This window comes from Companilactobacillus musae, assembly GCF_003967595.1.
GTDB classification, from domain to species: domain Bacteria; phylum Bacillota; class Bacilli; order Lactobacillales; family Lactobacillaceae; genus Companilactobacillus; species Companilactobacillus musae.
The window spans coordinates 108,545-128,150 of record NZ_BIFW01000004.1 but is presented as its reverse complement, the minus strand read 5'-3'; the positions used below and the strand labels follow the sequence as shown (position 1 = coordinate 128,150).

The window sequence follows — 19,606 nt, the reverse complement described above, 5'->3', positions numbered from 1 at the left end:
TTATTTCGGAAAATAAAAAAAGCTAGCTTCTATGTAAACATCATTATAGTTGGTAAATTCTAGATATGAAGACAAAAATAGCGCCTATTAAAGAGCTATACTTAAAGCTCTTAATAGATGCTATTTTAATCTTATTTGGAACTGTCATTTGTATCTTTTAAAATACTAGACCAACTATCAATATCAGTACGATCACCATTTAATTCCGGAGCATCGGTATTATACAAATCTGTAGTCGATTTATCATTATTCTGGGAGTAAACACTAGTTGATTTTAGACCAAGTTGATCTCTAGTTTGAACTAACTTTTGAATTTCATTTTGATAGCTCTGATTCTTAGGATCTACTGGAGTAAAGCCACTAGGAGTATAGAAACGTAAGAGATTTTTGTTATTGATAGTATCTGACAATTTCAGCTTATCATTAACATATTTTTGCCATTTGGCAACTTTTTGTTTCAACACAGGATTTTGGTCAAGATCAATTTGTTCGCCAGTTTTATTCTTGAATACTTCGGGATTACCATCGCTATCTTTTAGGACAGTGTAATTTGGAGTAATGAAATTTTTATTTCTAAAAATCACAATTTGTTTATGTTCTTTAGATAGAAGATCGGTACCCAATTCAACGTATTGTTTAGTATTGATACCTGCTAAATGCAAAAGTGTTGGCAAGACGTCGATTTCTCCACCATAGGTGTGGTTGATGCCACCTTTTAGACCTTTCATGTGAACCATAAATGGTACTTTTTGCATTTGCGAGTTATTAAAATCAGTCCAATCATTGGCATCAACCCCTAGTAGTGGAGCTAAGTCAGGGTTTTGACTGTTGGAGAGTCCATAGTGATCACCATAGAGAACAATCATAGAATTGTCATAAATGCCACTAGACTTGAGGTAATCGAAAAATTCCTTTAAAGCATTATCCAAGTAATGAGCAGTTAAGAAATAATTGTTAACTGCACTGTTACCAGTATCTGGTGCTTGGAATCCGTCATTATCTTCATCAGGCAGTTCAAAAGGATAATGATTAGTAACCGTAATAAATTTGGCATAGAACGGTTGCTGTAATTGTTCGAGATACTTAGCACTCTCGGAGAGCATTAATTTATCTTTCATACCATATTCTAGACTGGAATCAGCTGTTTTATTGAAATAACTAGAATCGAAGAAATAGTTGTAGCCCATATTTTTATAAACATTATCACGATTCCAAAAGCTACCGATATTACCATGGAAGACGGCGCTTGTATAACCTTCTTTTTGTCCCAAAATGGCAGGTGCAGCTTGAAATGTATTATCACTACCTAATTTTGAAAAAAGTGAGCCTTCTGGTAAACCAAATAATCCGGTTTCTAGCATATTTTCAGCATCGCTGGTTTTTCCCTGACCAACTTCATGGTAGAAATTATCAAAGGACATTGTGTTTTTATCGTTATATAGACTGTTCAAAAATGGAGTTACTTCTTGTCCATTAACTTTATCGTTGATTAAGAATTGTTGGAAGCTTTCCAAGTGAATAACAATAATATTTTTGCCCTTAGCTTTTCCATAATATGAAGGATTAGGCTTAGCATAGTTTTGATTTAAATAGGACAAAACATCGTCCATATCTGTTCCCACAGCTTCAGAACGAACTTGATTATTTTGAACAGTTTTAATCGAGTCGTAAGCCAAAAAGGTATTTAAACCTAAATACTTTACAATATAAGCTCGATCAAAAGTTCTACCTAGTAATTGTGGGCGATTACATTCAGCAATTGTTAAATTAAATGAGAATAAGAAAATACCTAAAAAAGTTGTGGCAATTGCGGTTAATTTTCTCATTGGACGAGGGTCAATTTTGATATAATGGGTAAGTAATAATATTGCTATGATAATGAAATCTAAATCATAAATAAAATCATGGGATTGAATTAGATTTGTGGCACTGCTGCCTAAACCTTTAGAAACTTTGGTAGCTCCAGCAATAGTATTAAATGATAGAAAATCACTAAATTCGCGATAATAAAGAATGTTACCATAGAGGAGAATTGACTCTAAAATATAGATAACACCTATAACGATATACGAAACTTTAGAGCGATTAATGTATAACGCTATGCTCAAAAGAATGACTGCCGTTGCAATTGGATTGATAATTAAAATTAGGTGCTGTAACGGGTCCGAAACGCCAAGAGAGAAGTCCAAATAATAGGCAATAATGGTTTTAATCCAGAGTAAAAAGATTAATAAAGACATGAATCCTAATCTTTTACTCAAAATATATTTTAATTTATTCATTGATAATTCCTTGTTTGTAAAAATTCTTTAATAAATCTATTTAAAACTCTAAATAAATTACTTAATTGTTAGTATAATACGTTATAGGTAAAAAGTGGGAAAGAATGAGCAAAATGATATTTTTAGGACCGTTGTATGATTACATATATAAATTATATGCAATGAAAATTAATCATTTTCCATTGATTCGGCTTTCCTTTTATGCTGTCGATAAGGCAATACTGTATACCTTGTTTTATATTGTTTTGAGGTATATTTGGATAAAAATTAAGAAAAAGAAAACATCTTTCAGTCGAGAATTAGGATTGATCGTGTTTACATTTTATCTTTTCCTACTTTTTGCTTTGACAGTTTTTCGGGATGGCTATTTCATTTGGCAATTCAAATTTTATTTTCACCGTCCGTTGTCCCAAATTAATCTAATACCACTCATAGAAACCTTTAAATTATCAAAAGGTCAGTCTTTAGTCGACTTTTTTTATAACTTATATGGTAATATTGTGTGGTTCGTACCAATGGGAGCATTTATTCCGGCATTGACTGAAAGACACTTTGGTTTTTTCAAGGTTGTTTTGATTGGAGCCTTGATTTCAACATCAATAGAAACGCTGCAGTTTATTTTAAACACCGGTGTAACTGACATTGATGATGTAATTTTCAATACTCTCGGCGCTGCGGTAGGATATTTGTTATATTTTGTTGGAAAATGGATAAAAAAACTAATAAAAATTTGAAATTTTCTTCGAAAATGATTAATCTAGTTTTGATAGTATATATGGAGGAGAGAAAATGACACAAATTAAATTTGATGATTCAAAATTAAACAAGTTTATTCATGAAAATGAACTTGGCGAGATGCAAGCATTAGTTACAGCTGCTGACGACGAACTACGTAAGGGTACTGGTGCCGGTGCTGACTTCCGTGGTTTCATTGACTTGCCAGTTGACTATGACAAGGATGAATTTGCTCGTATTAAGAAAGCTGCTAAGAAGATCCAATCAGATTCAGAAGTATTTATCGGAATCGGTATTGGTGGATCATACTTAGGTGCACGTGCTGCAATCGACTTTTTAAGTTCATCATTCTACAACGTTAAGAATGAAAAAGATGTTCCAGAAGTTTACTTCTGTGGTAACTCAATTTCTCCAAACTACATCGCTGATTTACTAGAAGTTATTGGTGACCGTGACTTCAGTATCAACATTATTTCAAAATCTGGTACAACAACAGAACCTTCAATTGCTTTCCGTATTTTGAAAGCTAAATTGGTTGAAAAATATGGTGCTGAAGCTGCTAAGGGTCGTATCTATGCTACAACTGACCGTGCTAAGGGTGCTTTGAAGACTGAATCAGATGCTGAAGGCTACGAAGAATTCGTTGTTCCTGATGATATCGGTGGTCGTTTCTCAGTTCTTACAGCTGTTGGTCTATTGCCAATTGCCGTTGCTGGTGCTGATATTGATAAGTTGATGGAAGGTGCTGCTACTGCACGTACTGATTATTCATCAGCTGATCTTACAAAGAACGATGCTTACAAGTATGCCGCTTTGAGAAATATCTTGTACCGTAAAGGTTACACAACAGAATTGCTAGAAAACTATGAACCAAATGTTCAATACTTTGGCGAATGGTGGAAGCAATTGATGGGTGAATCTGAAGGTAAAGATCAAAAGGGTATCTACCCATCATCAGCTAACTTCTCAACTGACTTGCACTCATTAGGTCAATATATCCAAGAAGGTCGTCGTAACCTTATGGAAACTGTTGTCTTAATTGACCAACCAAGACATGACGTTAAGATTCCTGCTGAATCAGATAACCTTGATGGTTTGAAGTACTTGGAAAACAAGTCAATGGATTACGTTAACAAGAAGGCTTACGAAGGTGTTGTTCTTGCACATACGGACGGTGGCGTTCCTGTTATGTCAGTTCACATTGAAAAACAAGATGCCTTTAACTTAGGTTACTTGATGTACTTCTTTGAAATTGCTGTTGGTATTTCTGGTTACTTGAACGGTATCAATCCATTCAACCAACCAGGTGTTGAAGCATACAAGAAGAACATGTTTGCTCTATTAGGTCGTCCTGGTTATGAAGAACTTGGCGAAGAACTAAACAAGAGACTATAATCTTATAAATTACAAAACTCCCTACATCATTGATGTAAGGAGCTTTTTTTATGCATTAAATTAATTTTTAACAAAAACTATTTCGTGGATCATACCATAATCAGTCTGTTCAGTGGGTAAATCCAAAGTTTCTTCAAAACCAAACATTTCATAAAATGCTTGAGCTATCAGATTATCTCTTAGAACAATCAAATAAATTTGCTGAAATTGTTTTTCTAAAACATTGAGTGCAGTTTGGAATAACTTTTGACCAATACCCTGATGTTGATATTGAGGAAGTACGTATAATGAATAAATCTCCCCAAAGTCAGAATATTTTTTTCGTCGAGCAGGTCCAAAGGTAACTATACCAATTGTTTGATTATTGCTAACTGCGATTAAGGTATTATTCCAACGTTTCTCTGGATGCCAAATGTTTCGGTCAAGATTATCTAAGAATCCTTGCGGAACTAAACCAATATAAGAGTAACGCCAAGTTTGGTAATAGAGATCTTTAATACTTTCAAAATCACTCTTTTGATTGGTTTTGATTATTTGGTAATCCATAATTAATCTCGACTTTCCACAGCTTCGGTTGCACTAGCGAAGACATCTAACTTGCCAAGAAGAAGTCCTAAAACAAAGCCGGCAAAAGTAGGAACGACCCAACCTAATCCTAAACTAGCCAAAGGAACATATTGATGATAAGCAGCTAAAACAGTTTTAACAAATTTAAGACTAGTTACGGCTGCAGGAGATGCATTTAACATATCGAAAACAGCAGGCAAGACTGTAAAAGCAATTGTCATTTTATAGACTAATCCTGCATAAGGTTTAGCATGAACAGTCAATGAAACTAGGATCAAAGCAAGTGATAGTGGGTAAAGTAACATTAGAACTGGTAATGACCAGGCGATGATGTTATCAAGTCCAGCATTAGCAACAACAAAAGATAGAACAGTTGTGGTTCTTAACCATGCTAGATAACTTACTTTGGGGAATAATTTGTGAAAATCTTGAGAGAATGAAGCGACCAATCCCATAGCAGTTGTGAAAACTCCTAAAGTAACTAAAACACCTAAGAAAGCAGCTCCGAATCGACCAAAGTAGTTATTGACGATTTGTGAAAGTGCAACCCCACCATTAGCGGAGAGAGTCAATTTACTTAAACTGAAAGCACCTAATAGTACCAAGCCAAAGTAAACCAAAACTTCAAGGGCGATACTTAATGATCCAGCTTTAGCAGTCAAACTAGTTAATTCTCTATCTTTGTAGCCAAGGCCTTTAACAGCATGAACAAATGTGACACTTAAAGCCAAAAGGGCGACGGCATCAATTGTGTTGTAACCTTCAAGCAAACCACTGACAGTTGAGTTAGTTTGATAAGCTTGAGTAGGCATGTGATTCAAACCACCCATGGGATGCAGGAATGCTACTACGAAGACGATAGCTAATAATACCAAGAAAATAGTGTTGAGATATTTACCAACGTATTTTAATAATTTATTTTGATGAACAGTTAATGTATAAGCTAATCCAAAGAATAAAGCTGTGAATAATAACATCCCGACGGTGTTATATTTAGCTGGCAAAAATGGTTGAACTGCCATTTGAAAAGCAGTTGCAGCGGTACGTGGGGTACCGAAGAAAGGTCCGATAGTGAGGTGGACCAAAACTAGAAATAAAGCGGCATAAAATTTACCGACAGGACGTGCTAAGTCGTATAAACCATCACTTTTTGTGACTACAACCGCCATGATTGCTAGCAATGGGAAGAGCGAACCAGAAATTGCGAATCCAAATGCAGCGGACAACCAGTTGTTACCAGCAAGTTGACCTAAATGAACTGGGAAAATTAAATTCCCGGAACCAAAGAACATACCAAAAATCAATGAGCTTACAACCAATAAATGTAAAACCTTATTTTTACTTCTTTTTTCTCCTGTTAAATCGTAATCGTCTTTCATAAATAATCCTCCTAAAAATGTTGTTTCTAATCTGTGTTGGGCCCTTAATGCCACTAATGTCAGAATCCATTTTTACCACCTCTTTTTATTTATAAAAACGTTTTGAGTTTTCAATTGCCGAAACGAGTTGTGAGCAACAGATTTCTGTGCTTTGCTACACTCTCTATTGAAACGAGCTACAATGGAGCAACTCATTCCGGTTAAGTCAACTTTGAAAATCACTTGCTACGCAAGCAACTTTCAAAGTGGTCTTAATCCTCGTGAGCTGACCGCTCCATTTCCGCTCTCTGATTAAAATGAGCTACACAGGCCAATTCCCGAGGATTAGCAGGCCTGCTCCGCTCTCTATAAAAAAAGAGCCCTCTTCCAGCTAAGGAAAAGGGCTCGAGTTGAACGGTACCACCTTTTTTGGGTATTCAAAGAATACTCACTCATTTAACGAACAAAATAATTCGCTAGCCTGATAATGGTGGCAGCCACGGTAACCTACATATCGGCACTGAACTCAGAAATGATTTTCAAAATTCTCGCAACGGTCATTTTTCACTTAACATGACTCACTAAGCGTACTTGAGATTTCTACTTTTTTCTTCAACGTTTTGTTGGTTCGTATTATAGTCACCTAAAAAATAAATAGCAAGTATTTTTTTAATAAAATTATAATCTTTATAATTTATTGGGCGTGCGATTTAGGAAATGCTTAGCACCATCTATAACGTGGAAGTAGGTTGCAAGGCTTAACATATCAGTATTTATACTCTTTAAGAATGGCCACTCTCGTAACGAACCTCTTAATACGGAATTATTTTGTTCAATAAATTCCTGATTAATTTTTTGAGGTCGGTCAGTAAAAACTCCTGATTGGTATAAATAATTAGAATAGTCAAAGAAATATTTGGCGGTTCTAGGATCACTAATGGTGTTATGAAGAATCCTTGTTCTTAATCTAATAAAACTCATGCTATTGCGAACCACTTGGGCACTACTATTAGAATCAGATAAGTAAGCAAATAGTTGTTCAAAGAATTTCTGATAAGCATGGATTTCACCACTACTTAAATAAGCACGAGGATGATTTTTGAAAGGATATTTCCAGTTACTTAAATTGTATTCCCATTTTTGTCCAATCCAGATAGTAAAGGGAAGTTCATAGAAAACTTGGGTCATATCTTGTTCAAAACATTCGTTGATGATTTGAGAATAATCATGTGGTAAAAGTCGATTTATTTGTTGACGTAGTTCAGGTGTAATGAATTTAATGCCATCGGTATCATCAGTTAGATTAAATAATTTTTGCCAAGTTTCATCACTAAATAAAGTAGGTTTAACATGTTGAATTAGTTTTAAATTTACCGGTGCAGAATTAAGCGTGTAACCAGCATCAAAACAGTTATCCATTAGTTGAAGGGTTTGTACGAAATGACCACCTAATGAGTGTCCCACTCCATAAATTATGGTTTGGGGAAGAATATTATTTTCTATATAACGAACAAATTCTCGGGCAGCTTTTAGTTGTTCGAGATTTTTGTCGCTGCCAATTAAAATAGCATTGACGTTATAATCCCAATCTTTGTATGTTTCAAGAATTGATTGTTCAAAACGTTTACTACGGGAGCGAATCGTATTGTCGACATTGGCCTCAGTTCCTCTAAAAGCGATATAGCATTCTCTAATACCATCAATCGAAAATTCAAAAGCAATGCCTGAGAAGCCACAATTTGCTGCATCAGGAACGATTTTTCGAGCATCAAATGAACGAATATAAGTTGGCATACGTTTGGTTCGAGAATAAATCAATAATCGCAGATAATTACCAGGTTCAAATTCCTCATACAAGTAACGATCATAGTCATATTGTAACAATTTAGTCCGAAATTCATTATCGTGTAGCAATTCACCGGCTTGATAAGTTTTTTTACGTAAATCTAGTGGCAAAGCATTGTGAATCAACAAAATGATATAAATTTGATTGAGATAACCATGACAGAGGTTGAGATTTTCATCTTCAATCATGGAGATTAATTGTTTAAGTTTGTTGATTTTACGATTTCTAGAAGGCAAACTAAAACGTTTTTTGCTATGATTTTGATCAATATTTTTAAGTTTTAGAGCTTTATCGATCATTTGGGGATGGATCATTTTATCCTTGATAAATAGTGGCAATTTTAAGTCAATGATTTGATTCAACATCAAATTAGTTAAACGTGTTTTTTCTTTGTTTAAATAAGAATAACTAAAATAAAGTCTTTTATTTTGTGGCAAAAGTTTTTTGCTATCGGCTTTATTAAAAGTTAAAGGTAAGTTCTTGTGAGCTCGGAAGTTGAGCAAGTCGAGTTGATCATAAACATGATTTAATCTGTTTAAAGTACTCAATAATGCCTTCATTAAATCACCTCTTAGTTACTTTTATTTTACCAAATTGTTGATATATAAGGAATTCAGAACCATTTTAAAAATATAGCACAGAAGTGATACTTCACACTTGTAATATATCACTTTTGTGCTATACTATAAGTGTGGAGGTTGAAGAAAGATGAGAATAGATATCAAATCATACTTACAAGATAACGATTTAACGATTTATGTAATAGCAAAGAAAAGCGGGTATGGTTATACGACTCTGCACAAATCTTTCAATAAAAAACAATCTTCCGCCACACCAATCAATTTGCGCGATATAGAGGCAATTGCTAAAGCGCAGGATACTGAAATGTGGAGAGTTCTGCGTGAATTGGAGTTGCATTATCTAAAGTGAGGAGGCTTTTATTTATATGGCAAGATCATTTTGGGACGAAGATCCATTTAACGACAATATGGACGAAATTTTTAAAAGATTAATGAGTCAACAAAACGGCAATTCACAGGCTAAGTATTATGTGAATGGTCAAGAATTGACTCCTGAAGAATTAGCAAAATATCAAGAAGCTAGAACGGCTGGCAAGAATATTCCAGTTAGTGACAGTAATAAACAAAAAAATGGCACAATTTTAAATAAACTCGGACGTAATTTAACTCAGGAAGCCAAAGAGGGCTTACTTGATCCGGTTATCGGCCGTGACAAAGAAATTCAAGAAACAGCAGAAGTATTAAGTCGTAGGACCAAGAATAATCCAATTCTTGTTGGTGATGCTGGTGTTGGTAAGACTGCAGTTGTTGAAGGTTTAGCACAAGCTATTGTAAAAGGTAACGTGCCTGAAGCAATCAAGGATAAACAGATTATTTCAATTGATTTATCATCGCTAGAAGCTGGTACCCAATATCGTGGGTCCTTTGAAGAAAATATTCAAAATCTGTTGAATGAAGTTAAAAAAGCAGGCAATGTAGTTTTATTCTTCGATGAAATTCACCAAATTATCGGTGCCGGCTCATCTGGTTCTGATTCAGGTAGTAAAGGTTTAGCTGACATTATTAAACCAGCTTTGAGCAGAGGAGAAATTTCTATTATTGGTGCAACTACTCAAGATGAGTATCGTAATACCATTATGAAAGATGCTGCTTTGGCTAGAAGATTTAATGATGTAACAATCAATGAACCAAGTAAAGAAGCTACTTTAGCTATTTTGAAGGGATTACGTAAGGCATATGAGAATCATCATCATGTAAAACTCCCTGATAATGTTTTAAAGGCAGCGGTTGAATATTCAGTTCAATATATTCCTCAAAGATCATTACCTGACAAGGCCATTGATTTGATTGATATGACAGCAGCTCACTTAGCTGCTAAGAATCCAGTTACAGATAAAGTAAGTTTGGAAAAGGATTTGAAACAAGCTCAAAAAGATAAGAGTATTGCAGCTAAAAAAGAAGATTATGAAAAGGCTGCTAGTTTGAAAAAACAAATCGAATCCCTTCAAGCTAAATTGAATAAGGATGATGAACAGACTGAAGAACCAACGGCAACGGTTAATGATATTGCTGCATCAGTTCAAAGGTTGACTGGTGTTCCTGTTTCACAAATGGGAGCAAGTGATATTGAACGTCTTAAAGACATGGGCAAGAGATTAAAGAATCATGTCATTGGACAAGATGAAGCCGTAGATATGGTTGTACGTGCCATTCGTCGTAATCGTGCAGGTTTTGATGATGGCAATCGTCCAATTGGTAGTTTCTTGTTTGTTGGTCCTACTGGTGTTGGTAAGACTGAATTAGTAAAACAATTGGCTCAAGATATGTTTGGCAGCAAGAATGCTATCGTCCGTTTGGATATGAGTGAGTATTCTGATCTAACTGCTGTATCTAAGCTGATTGGTACTTCAGCTGGTTATGTTGGTTATGAAGATAACGGCAATACCTTAACGGAAAAGGTACGTCGTAATCCATATTCCATTGTGTTACTAGATGAAATTGAGAAGGCTAACCCTCAAGTGTTGACCTTACTGCTTCAAGTTATGGATGATGGTCGTTTAACCGATGGCCAAGGAAATGTAGTTGATTTCAAGAACACGATTATCATCGCTACTTCAAATGCCGGGTTCGGTAACAAAGCAACTAAAGATGAAAAATTAATGGATAAATTAGCACCATACTTCAAACCTGAATTCTTGAACAGATTTAACGGCATCGTTGAATTTGCTCATCTATCTAAGGATGACTTGAATCAAATTGTTGATCTAATGATCAGTGATGTTAATGCCAACTTGGCTAAAAAAGATATTACTTTGGAAATTACTCCTGAGGCCAAGGAATGGTTGATTGATGAAGGTTATGATGAAGCTATGGGAGCAAGACCATTGCGTCGGGTTATTGAACAACAAATCAGAGATAAAGTTGCTGAATTCTATCTCGATCATTTGGACGTTAAGGATTTGAAAGCTGATTTAGTTGATGGAACAATTAAAATTTCTGAAAAATCAGCTGTTACAAGTAAGTAATATAAAAAGAACTTCTGTGTGATTAAAAACTCAGAAGTTCTTTTTTTGTTCTGCCGTCCTCCGCAACAAAGAAAATTGGGCTGGAACGTAGTGGGCACGACTTGAAGCCTCTTGACGTTGCCAACAGTCTCCAAGCTCGGCCTTCTACTAAACTCACTTCGTGAGCTAAGTAGAATTTCACTACTGAGCCCATTTTCTTTGTTGCTCCGGACTAGTTTGTTACTTTGTTGATTTGATTATTTTAAAGCTTAGATAATACAAAGAAGTACAGTATCTACTAAGTATTCAAGGTATATATGTATCTGTTTTTTTCTTTTGTTTAAAGGTTCAAACTATTACTAATTTTAATTAGTAATGTTAGAAAATAAAATCTAGTCGGTAATGAAATCTCTGTGGATGCTCAGTGGTGAAATTATTCTTAGTGGGGGACCCACTTAGAATAAGGCCGATCTTGAAGACAATGTGAACTTCATTGGCTCCAAGTCGTGCCCACCACGTTCCAGCGTCCACAGAGATTTCACGGACGACGGCATACTTCAATATACTCATTTAGTTATAGTTAAATTTGAATGAACTAATACACATGCGCAAAACACGAACAATATCGTTATAAATATGTATAACGGCTATGGAGTAATGACAAAATTATTATTTTTATATCAAAATACGAACTATTTTTAGAAAAAATATATAAATGTTTCTATTTCTATTGTAAAAACACGAATAATCTGCAATACTATAAAAGTTCGAAAAAGAGATTAATTTTTAAGGGGCGTTTATAGTGAATTCATTAGACAATAGAGGAAATTTAAGCTTTCTTGAGCGTTTATTTCATCTAGAAGAAGCACAAACAAATGTAAAACGTGAAATCTTAGCTGGTTTAACTACATTTGTTTCGATGGCTTATATTTTGTTCGTTAATCCGCAAGTCTTGGGTGACTCTGGGATGAACAAAGGATCATTATTCACAGCAACGGCTTTAACAGCTGTTGTTGGTTCAGTATTAATGGGTATTTTGGCTAATTATCCGATTGCCATTGCACCAGGTTTAGGGGATAATGCATTTTTCAGTTATTCAGTTGTTATTGCTATGGGAATTCCTTGGCAAACAGCAATGGCAGGTGTTTTTGTTGCCAGTTTGATTTTCTTGATTCTTTCATTAATGAAAATACGTGAGGTCGTTATTAATGCGATTCCAAAAGATTTGAAGCTGGCCGTTGCCGCTGGTTTAGGTATTTTTATTGCTTTTGTTGGTTTACAAGGTGGAGGACTGATTACGGCAAGTAAGTCTTCACTTGTTGCAATTGGTTCATTCACTAATCCAACTACTTTGTTAACTATCGCCGGATTATTTGTTACAGCAATTTTAATGGCACGTAAGATTCCTGGGGCTATCTTTATTGGAATGGTCTTCACAACAGTTGCTGGATTGGTAACTAAATTAATTCCAGCACCATCTCATATTGTTTCAGCTATTCCAAGTTTGAAACCAACTTTTGGTGTTGGTGTAGCTCACATAACTGATATTAAGGAACCACAGCTTTGGGCAGTTGTGATTATCTTTTTATTGGTTGCTTTCTTTGATACAGCGGGTACTTTGATCGGTCTAGCAGAACAAGTTGACGTTATGCAAGATTCAGAAGGTAAGATGCCAAGAATTGGTCACGCTTTGATGGCTGATTCAATTTCTATGGTTAGTGGAGCTGTCTTTGGTACAACACCTCCAACAGCTTATGTTGAATCATCAGCCGGAATTGCTGTCGGTGGTAGAACCGGATTAACTTCTATTACAGTTGGTGTTTTGTTTGCATTATCAATGTTCTTCTCACCATTGTTGTCAGTTGTTACAAGTAATGTAACGGCACCAGTATTAATCATCGTTGGTACTTTGATGGCACAATCAATGCGTGGAATTCAATGGGATAGATTCGAAATTGCTTTGCCAGCTTTCTTAACGATTGTCGGAATGCCATTAACATACAATATCTCTTATGGTATTGCTTTTGGATTCTTAGTTTATCCAATTACAATGTTGGCAGCTGGTAAAAGAAAAGAAATCAATCCAATTATGTACGGATTGTTCGTTGTCTTTGTGATTTTACTTTACATCATCAACATTTTGCCAAAAGCTAGTTTGGCATAATTATTATTGGGGAAAGGCTCAACTTGATAACTTCTAATTAGTTATCAAATTGAGCTTTTTTATGTCTTTATTAAGGTGACAAATACGTTAATAAAAAATCGTCGAAAAAGACGAAGCTAACTGAAAAGCTGTATAATAATTTTTGTAAGCGTAAACAAGGAGGCAACCATGAAAAAAATTATTAATAACGTTGAGGATATTGTTCCTGAAATGATTTCAGGACTTGTAAAAACCAATTCAGATTTAGTAAGGCAGATTGAAGGTACAACTGCCGTTGTTAGAAATGATGCTAAGTTTAACGCCAATAAACAAGTAGGTATCGTTTCTGGTGGTGGTAGTGGTCATGAGCCATTGCATGCAGGATATGTTGGAGATGGTATGCTCAGTGCTGCTGTGGCTGGCGAGGTCTTTACTTCACCAACTCCAGATCAGATTTATGAGGCTATCAAGGCTGTTGATCAAGGTCTAGGTGTTTTGTTGATCGTTAAGAATTATTCTGGCGATGTTATGAATTTTGACATGGCTAAAGAAATGGCCGAAGCTGACGATATTGAAATCAAAACAATTGTCGTTGACGATGATATTTCAGTTAAAAATAGTGAATTCACTCAAGGTAAACGTGGTGTTGCCGGAACTGCTTTAGTTGAAAAAATTGTCGGAGCCGCTGCTCGTTCAGGACTATCATTAGACGCTTTGGCAGCTTTAGGACAAAAGGTTATCGATAATACTAAAACAATTGGAATTGCCTTACATGCTGCTACAGTTCCTGCTGTTGGACATCCAGGCTTTGAATTAGCTGACGATGAAATTGAATATGGTATCGGTATTCACAATGAGCGTGGTTATGCAGTTGAAAAAATCCAACCTTCTAAAAAATTAGCTCATGAATTGATTGAAAAAATTCTCAAAGAATTTGATGATCAATCAGGTGATTTTGCTATTTTAGTAAATGGTATGGGTGGTACTCCTTTAATGGAACAATACATCTTTGCTAATGATGTTTTGAAAGAATTAACTGAAAAAAAAGTTTCTGTTAAATTCAGCAAGGTTGGTAACTTAGTAACTTCGCTAGATATGCGGGGAATTTCTTTAACAATTATGAAAGCTGATAGTAGTTGGATCGGTTACTTAAAGGAACCTGTTACAACAATCGCTTGGTAGGAAGAGGTAATTTTATGAAGTTAGAATTAACAGATGCAAAAAAGTGGATCAATTTGTTTGTGGAAAAATTAGAAAATAATCAAGCAACTTTAAATGAATTAGATACTGCTATTGGTGATGGTGATCATGGAACTAACATGGACCGTGGTGCTAAGGCTGTGACGGATTCATTGACTAAAAAGGATCCGGATAATTTGGCTGACTTATATAAAGCTACTGCCTTTGCTATGATTCAAAAAGTTGGTGGAGCTTCAGGTCCATTGTACGGAACAGCCTTTTTGGATATGTCTAAGGCTGTTAAAGAAGAAAATATTGAATTGAGCGATTTGATTCAAGTTGGAACAGATGGTATTAAGCGCCGTGGTCAATCTGATGTTGGTATGAAAACAATGATTGATGTTTGGCAACCAGTTAGCGACAGTTTAAGAGCTGATAAATTTGATCAAAGTGTCGTTGATAACGCCTTAAGTAAAGTTAAGGATTTGGTGGCTACTAAGGGCCGTGCTAGTTACTTAGAAGAAAAATCAAAGGGACATATCGATCCAGGTGCACAATCGAGTGCTTATCTGTTTGAATCCTTGATCGAAGTGATAGGAGCTTAATTATGAAATATGGAATTTTAATTGTTTCACATTCAGCCAAAATTGCTGCAGGTGTCAAAGAGTTGATTTCTCAAGCAGCACCTGACTTGTCGATTACTACTGCTGGTGGTACAGATGAAGGTGGTATCGGTTCATCATTAGAGAAAATTCAACAAGCAGTTGATGATAATACTGGTGATGAAATATTGGCATTTTACGATTTAGGCAGTTCTAAAATGAACTTAGAGATGCTTTTGGAAATGACTGATAGAACTATTCATAAGTATGACGTTGCTTTAGTTGAAGGAGCTTATACTGCTGCTACGTTAGCACAGATTGAATCACCTTTAGATGTTATTGAAAAGAGTTTAAAACAACTAATAATTAAATAAAAAATCACCTCATAATTGGGATCATCCAATTATGAGGTGATTTTTTTTAGCCATTGTATTTAGAAAGCTTGAATTCAACTTTATCTTTGTTGTGTAATTTTTTCTTGTCAGCTGAAACATTAACTTTTTTCTTGTTGACGGTATAAGTCCAGTAGATTTTTTTCTTGTTGTTTTGTTTATGACCGTCGATTTCAGAAATGAAACCACCTTTGTCATTAACCTTCCAGCCCTTTTTTAGACCTTGAGCAACAGTGGCATTTTTCTTCAAGGTAATAGTCTTTTTGGCAATTTGTTTCTTGTTTTTCTTCAAAGTGTATGTAACTTTGATGTTTTTAGTAGCACTAGCTTGAGCAGTTGTAGCAGAAGCTGGGGCAAAAACACCAAGTAACATTAGCAATGAAGCAAGAAATGCAGCAAATTTTTTCATAATCTTCCTCCTCATATTTGTACAATACGTTTACGTTTTTACTTAAGTTCGGTTACAACTAATATATTTAAATATGCCGTTGTCCGTGAAGTCCCTGTGGACGCTGGAACGTGGTGGGCACAGAGATTTCACTACCGACTAGTTTTTTGTTTCTAGTATTACTAATAAAAATTGCAATGTCTAAAATCATTTGAATTTAAAAGTAACTAATTAACAAAGTAATATACTAGTCCGGAGCAACAAAGAAAATGGGCTCAGTAGTGAAATTCTACTTAGCTCACGAAGTGAGGTTAGTAGAAGGCCGAGCTTGAAGACTGTTGGCGTAGCCAAGAGGCTCCAAGTCGTGCCCACTACGTTCCAGCCCAATTTTCTTTGTTGCGGAGGACGGCAAATTTACACTGTAACCGAACTTGAGTAATAACTCGTTCTTAATTATATCAAAATAAAATCTCGTTGAATCAATTAGATTTTTTTTAGTAATAAGTTAGAATAAGAATATTGACTAAGGGGGTAAGGCGATGAATCGAATGATTGAAAATTTTCAAAAGAACAGTAATAGTATTACGATGTTTGCTTATTTGATCAATGTTATCTTAATAGCCTTGCTCTATAACAACCCAATTATTTCAATTGTAGGCTTTATCTCCTTGTTACTGATAGCAACTTTGACTCGTAGAGACAGAATTAAAAAATATCTCAAGTTTTCTAGCGTAATTTTTATCGTAACCGTATTATTCAATTTGATTTTGAATCAACGGGGGACAACTATTTTACTGACATTGCCACTGTTAAAGATTACTACCGAATCGCTATTGAACGGGATTATTCTAGGGATTTCGTTTGTAAATTTATTGTGGTCGTTTTATTTATACGATGCTTTGATTCGGGTAAAAGCTATTTTTGAATTGTTGTCGAATTTTTTTAGAAGTATTGCAATCATCTTTATCTTAACGATAAAATTTATTCCACGAATTATTGAAATCTATACAGATACCAAGGAAGTTTTGAAATTTCGTCAAGTTAATAATGAACAGGGTCTGTGGAAAAAACTTCGACAGGCGATTGATCTGAATGAAATTATTTTGAACAAGGTCGTAGCTAATTTTATGAATGTATCCGATGCTTTAATTTTAAAAGGTTACGAGCAGCGTCAGAAAAAATTAGGTAAGATCGAATTTAAATTATATGACTGGAGTATCATTGGTTTAATTGTGATGTCAGTTATTTTTAATTTAATTATGTTGAGTTTAAAGGTTGGTCAGATCAATTTTGGTTCGGCTAATTTAAGAATTTCTTTTAATAGAAATATTTTATTGATCATTGTGCTTAATTGTTTGATGATCCTATTACCATGGCTGATGGGAGGCTTAAATTACTTATGGTGGAAGTATTACGTTTCAAAAACTACAGTTTCCGATACAATAACAGCCAAAAATTATCGCTAGAAGATGTGAACTTTACTCTGTATCAAGGTGATTTCGTGACATTGATTGGTGCCACTGGTAGTGGAAAAAGTACTTTTTTAAAACAATTATTGCCACAGTTAGCCACGGGTAAAGTAGTTAGTGGAGAAATTGAAACGTCACTGAATCGTGATACAACTAATTTTGCCTATGTTTCGCAGTTTGTCGATAATCAGTTGATAATGGAGACACCTCGAGATGAATTGAAATTTGTCTTGGATAATCAGGGCTGTTCCACAAATGAAATTCAGTTACGGATCACTGAAATTGCCAGTTTCCTAGGAATTATTGAATTGTTAGATCAACCAGTTACGAACTTATCTGGTGGTCAAAAACAGTTGATCAATTTGGCTAGTGCATTGATATTGAAACCAAAAGTTTTATTGTTGGATGAGCCAACAGCACAATTAGATCCAGTTGCTTCTGAGAAGCTTTTACAAGTTGTTCATAAGGTCAATGAAGAGTTTTCAATGTCGATAATGTTAGTAGAACATGAATTAGAGCAGGTTATTAAGTTTGCGAATCGTTTAATTATTATGGAACAGGGTAATTTAATTTTAGATGAAGCAGTTGATCAAGCTTTGAAAGAAATTTATACCTTGCCTAACTATAAAAATTATTTAACTCAAGTTGATCGATTAGTGCTTGAATTGCAATTAACACCGCAAATTCAGTTGCCCGTTAGTAATAAGGAATTTAGTAGATTGGTCTCACAGAATCAAGAACGATTAGATTTTTTGGAGCCTATTTATAATAGATCAAGTGATAAATCAATTTTTTCGGTCAAAAAAGTCAGTTTCCAATTTGATTTTAATGGTCGAAAGGTTGTCGATAATGTTAGTTTTCAGTTGAAACAAGGTCGTTCTTATTGTGTTGTAGGACCTAATGGGATGGGAAAAACTACTTTGTTAAAAACTATTACTCGCCAGTTAACGAAGCAGTCTGGTAAGTTAAAGTTTAATGGTCAAAAGTTAACCGATAGCTTTTATCAACAAGTGTTTGTTTTGCCGCAGAATCCAGCAACTTTATTCATTAAAGATACGGTCGAAGAAGAATTGCAGTATCAGTTGAAACAGAGTCATTCAGAACTTGAGTTAGCAGATGTCTTAAAAGAATTTTCATTAACCGACTTTGCCAAACAAAGTCCCTATGATTTAAGTGGTGGTCAACAGGAATTCTTAGCTTTGGCGTTAGGATTTATCAAACAATCACAATTGTTATTTTTAGATGAACCAACTAAGGGCTTAGATCCTAATAAGAGAATTCAATTAGGAGAGATGTTGAAAAAATTCCAACGAGCTGGTGGTACGCTTTACGTCAACAGTCATGATTTATTATTTGCGGCTAATTACTGTGATGAAGTAGCGATGATGTTTGACGGTAAATTAAGTGATTTTTCAACGCCAAAAGAATTTTTTAGTGACAAGTTCTTTTATACAACGGAAATAAATAAGGCTTTGCGAGAAATATTCCCGTACGCCTTATCATGGAAGGATATTCAAAAAATTGAATCGTAAATCAATTTCACTATTAGTTTTGTCAGTTGCTGTATTAGTATTAATGATGATTTTCTCTAGTCAAAATTACTTATTATTTTCCTTTGGCTTTTTGATTTTAACTTTAGGAATTTACTTTTTTAAATTTGAAGGAAGACAACATAATTCAAGAGAAGTAGTTTTTATCGCCATTATCTGTGCTTTAGCAGTCGTTGGTCGAATTATATTTGCTGCCTTACCGGCTGTTAAGCCAGAGTTGTTTATTTTGATCATGGGAGCCATTGTTAGTGGTCCAGAGACCGGATTTTTGATGGGGACAATTATTGCTTTAACATCAAATATGTACTTTGGACAGGGCGTCTGGACACCATGGCAGATGTTTGCTTTAGGTGTAATTGGACTAGTGTCAGGCTTGTTGAATCAAGGAGTTCCTAGATGGGTATTAGTTGTCTGGGGATTTGCCAGTGGTTTTATAATGGGTTGGATCATGGATATTTATTACATTATTGGATACGTTGATCCGATTACTTTTAAGAGTGTTTTGACATCAATTTTAGCTAGTTTCTACTTTGACTTTGTTCATGCACTCTTTACTGGTGTTTTGTTACTGATAGTAGGGAAGCGTTGGATCAAGTTGTTTAATGGTTATAAGAGAAAATATGATTTGTTTGAGAATTAAGAAAAGTGATTGTTCTTGGTAATGAGAAATTAGTT

Annotated in this window: 16 protein-coding genes; 11 read left to right on the top strand and 5 right to left on the bottom strand. The window is 34.9% G+C overall.

Annotated features, from left to right (window positions below):
• Positions 1–131 precede the first annotated feature (131 nt).
• On the bottom strand, positions 132–2,282 hold the full coding sequence (locus LAB100_RS07090; protein ID WP_119326500.1) for an LTA synthase family protein: 2,151 nt from the start codon (positions 2,280–2,282) through the stop codon (positions 132–134).
• A gap of 113 nt (positions 2,283–2,395) precedes the next feature.
• Between LAB100_RS07090 and LAB100_RS07085 the strand changes: the two genes are divergently transcribed.
• Together LAB100_RS07085 and LAB100_RS07080 are read left to right on the top strand one after the other, a co-directional pair.
• On the top strand, positions 2,396–3,016 hold the full coding sequence (locus tag LAB100_RS07085) for a VanZ family protein (protein ID WP_162894218.1): 621 nt from the start codon (positions 2,396–2,398) through the stop codon (positions 3,014–3,016).
• A gap of 55 nt (positions 3,017–3,071) precedes the next feature.
• Complete coding sequence (locus tag LAB100_RS07080) at positions 3,072–4,412, top strand: glucose-6-phosphate isomerase (protein ID WP_119326498.1); 1,341 nt, start codon at positions 3,072–3,074, stop codon at positions 4,410–4,412.
• A gap of 60 nt (positions 4,413–4,472) precedes the next feature.
• On the opposite strand, the gene LAB100_RS07075 is transcribed toward LAB100_RS07080, so the two are convergent.
• The 3 genes from LAB100_RS07075 to LAB100_RS07065 all read right to left on the bottom strand — a co-directional run bounded on the left by LAB100_RS07075 (position 4,473) and on the right by LAB100_RS07065 (position 8,743).
• Complete coding sequence (locus tag LAB100_RS07075) at positions 4,473–4,958, bottom strand: GNAT family N-acetyltransferase (RefSeq protein ID WP_119326497.1); 486 nt, start codon at positions 4,956–4,958, stop codon at positions 4,473–4,475.
• 2 nt (positions 4,959–4,960) lie between these two features.
• Positions 4,961–6,358 (bottom strand): branched-chain amino acid transport system II carrier protein, encoded by a 1,398-nt coding sequence (gene brnQ / locus LAB100_RS07070; RefSeq protein WP_119326496.1) that lies wholly within the window; start codon positions 6,356–6,358, stop codon positions 4,961–4,963.
• A gap of 666 nt (positions 6,359–7,024) precedes the next feature.
• Positions 7,025–8,743: a DUF6792 domain-containing protein gene (locus LAB100_RS07065; protein WP_119326495.1), complete on the bottom strand. Its 1,719-nt coding sequence runs from the start codon at positions 8,741–8,743 to the stop codon at positions 7,025–7,027.
• Positions 8,744–8,891: 148 nt separating this feature from the next.
• On the opposite strand from LAB100_RS07065, the gene LAB100_RS07060 reads away from it, so the two are divergent.
• The 6 genes from LAB100_RS07060 (at position 8,892) to dhaM (ending at position 15,506) form a co-directional block, all read left to right on the top strand.
• Positions 8,892–9,113 (top strand): transcriptional regulator, encoded by a 222-nt coding sequence (locus LAB100_RS07060; protein ID WP_119326494.1) that lies wholly within the window; start codon positions 8,892–8,894, stop codon positions 9,111–9,113.
• A gap of 16 nt (positions 9,114–9,129) precedes the next feature.
• Positions 9,130–11,229, top strand: coding sequence for an ATP-dependent Clp protease ATP-binding subunit (locus LAB100_RS07055; RefSeq protein WP_119326493.1), 2,100 nt, complete (start codon positions 9,130–9,132; stop codon positions 11,227–11,229).
• A 778-nt stretch (positions 11,230–12,007) separates the two neighbouring features.
• Positions 12,008–13,372 (top strand): NCS2 family permease, encoded by a 1,365-nt coding sequence (locus LAB100_RS07050; RefSeq protein ID WP_371851216.1) that lies wholly within the window; start codon positions 12,008–12,010, stop codon positions 13,370–13,372.
• Between the two features lie 168 nt (positions 13,373–13,540).
• A complete protein-coding gene (gene dhaK, locus LAB100_RS07045; protein WP_119326491.1) occupies positions 13,541–14,533 on the top strand; it encodes a dihydroxyacetone kinase subunit DhaK in 993 nt (330 codons plus the stop codon).
• Between the two features lie 14 nt (positions 14,534–14,547).
• The gene (gene dhaL / locus LAB100_RS07040) at positions 14,548–15,135 is read left to right on the top strand and encodes a dihydroxyacetone kinase subunit DhaL (RefSeq protein ID WP_119326490.1); all 588 of its coding nucleotides are present in this window, start codon (positions 14,548–14,550) and stop codon (positions 15,133–15,135) included.
• 2 nt (positions 15,136–15,137) lie between these two features.
• Positions 15,138–15,506 (top strand): dihydroxyacetone kinase phosphoryl donor subunit DhaM, encoded by a 369-nt coding sequence (gene dhaM, locus LAB100_RS07035; RefSeq protein WP_119326489.1) that lies wholly within the window; start codon positions 15,138–15,140, stop codon positions 15,504–15,506.
• Positions 15,507–15,552: 46 nt separating this feature from the next.
• Here the strand turns inward: dhaM and LAB100_RS07030 are convergent, their stop codons facing one another.
• Positions 15,553–15,933 carry a DUF4430 domain-containing protein gene (locus tag LAB100_RS07030; protein WP_119326488.1) on the bottom strand — a complete coding sequence of 127 codons (381 nt, stop codon included), beginning with the start codon at positions 15,931–15,933 and terminating at the stop codon, positions 15,553–15,555.
• A 518-nt stretch (positions 15,934–16,451) separates the two neighbouring features.
• Between LAB100_RS07030 and LAB100_RS07025 the strand changes: the two genes are divergently transcribed.
• From LAB100_RS07025 to LAB100_RS07015, 3 genes are read left to right on the top strand one after another with little or no spacing between them, the layout of a single operon-like run.
• Positions 16,452–17,378 carry an energy-coupling factor transporter transmembrane component T gene (locus LAB100_RS07025; protein ID WP_119326487.1) on the top strand — a complete coding sequence of 309 codons (927 nt, stop codon included), beginning with the start codon at positions 16,452–16,454 and terminating at the stop codon, positions 17,376–17,378.
• Positions 17,312–18,913 (top strand): ABC transporter ATP-binding protein, encoded by a 1,602-nt coding sequence (locus tag LAB100_RS07020; RefSeq protein ID WP_162894209.1) that lies wholly within the window; start codon positions 17,312–17,314, stop codon positions 18,911–18,913. Before LAB100_RS07025 ends, LAB100_RS07020 begins: the two co-directional genes overlap by 67 nt.
• Positions 18,903–19,571, top strand: coding sequence for an ECF transporter S component family protein (locus LAB100_RS07015; RefSeq protein ID WP_119326485.1), 669 nt, complete (start codon positions 18,903–18,905; stop codon positions 19,569–19,571). The genes LAB100_RS07020 and LAB100_RS07015 overlap by 11 nt, the downstream gene beginning before the upstream one ends.
• The last annotated feature ends 35 nt before the right edge of the window (positions 19,572–19,606 follow it).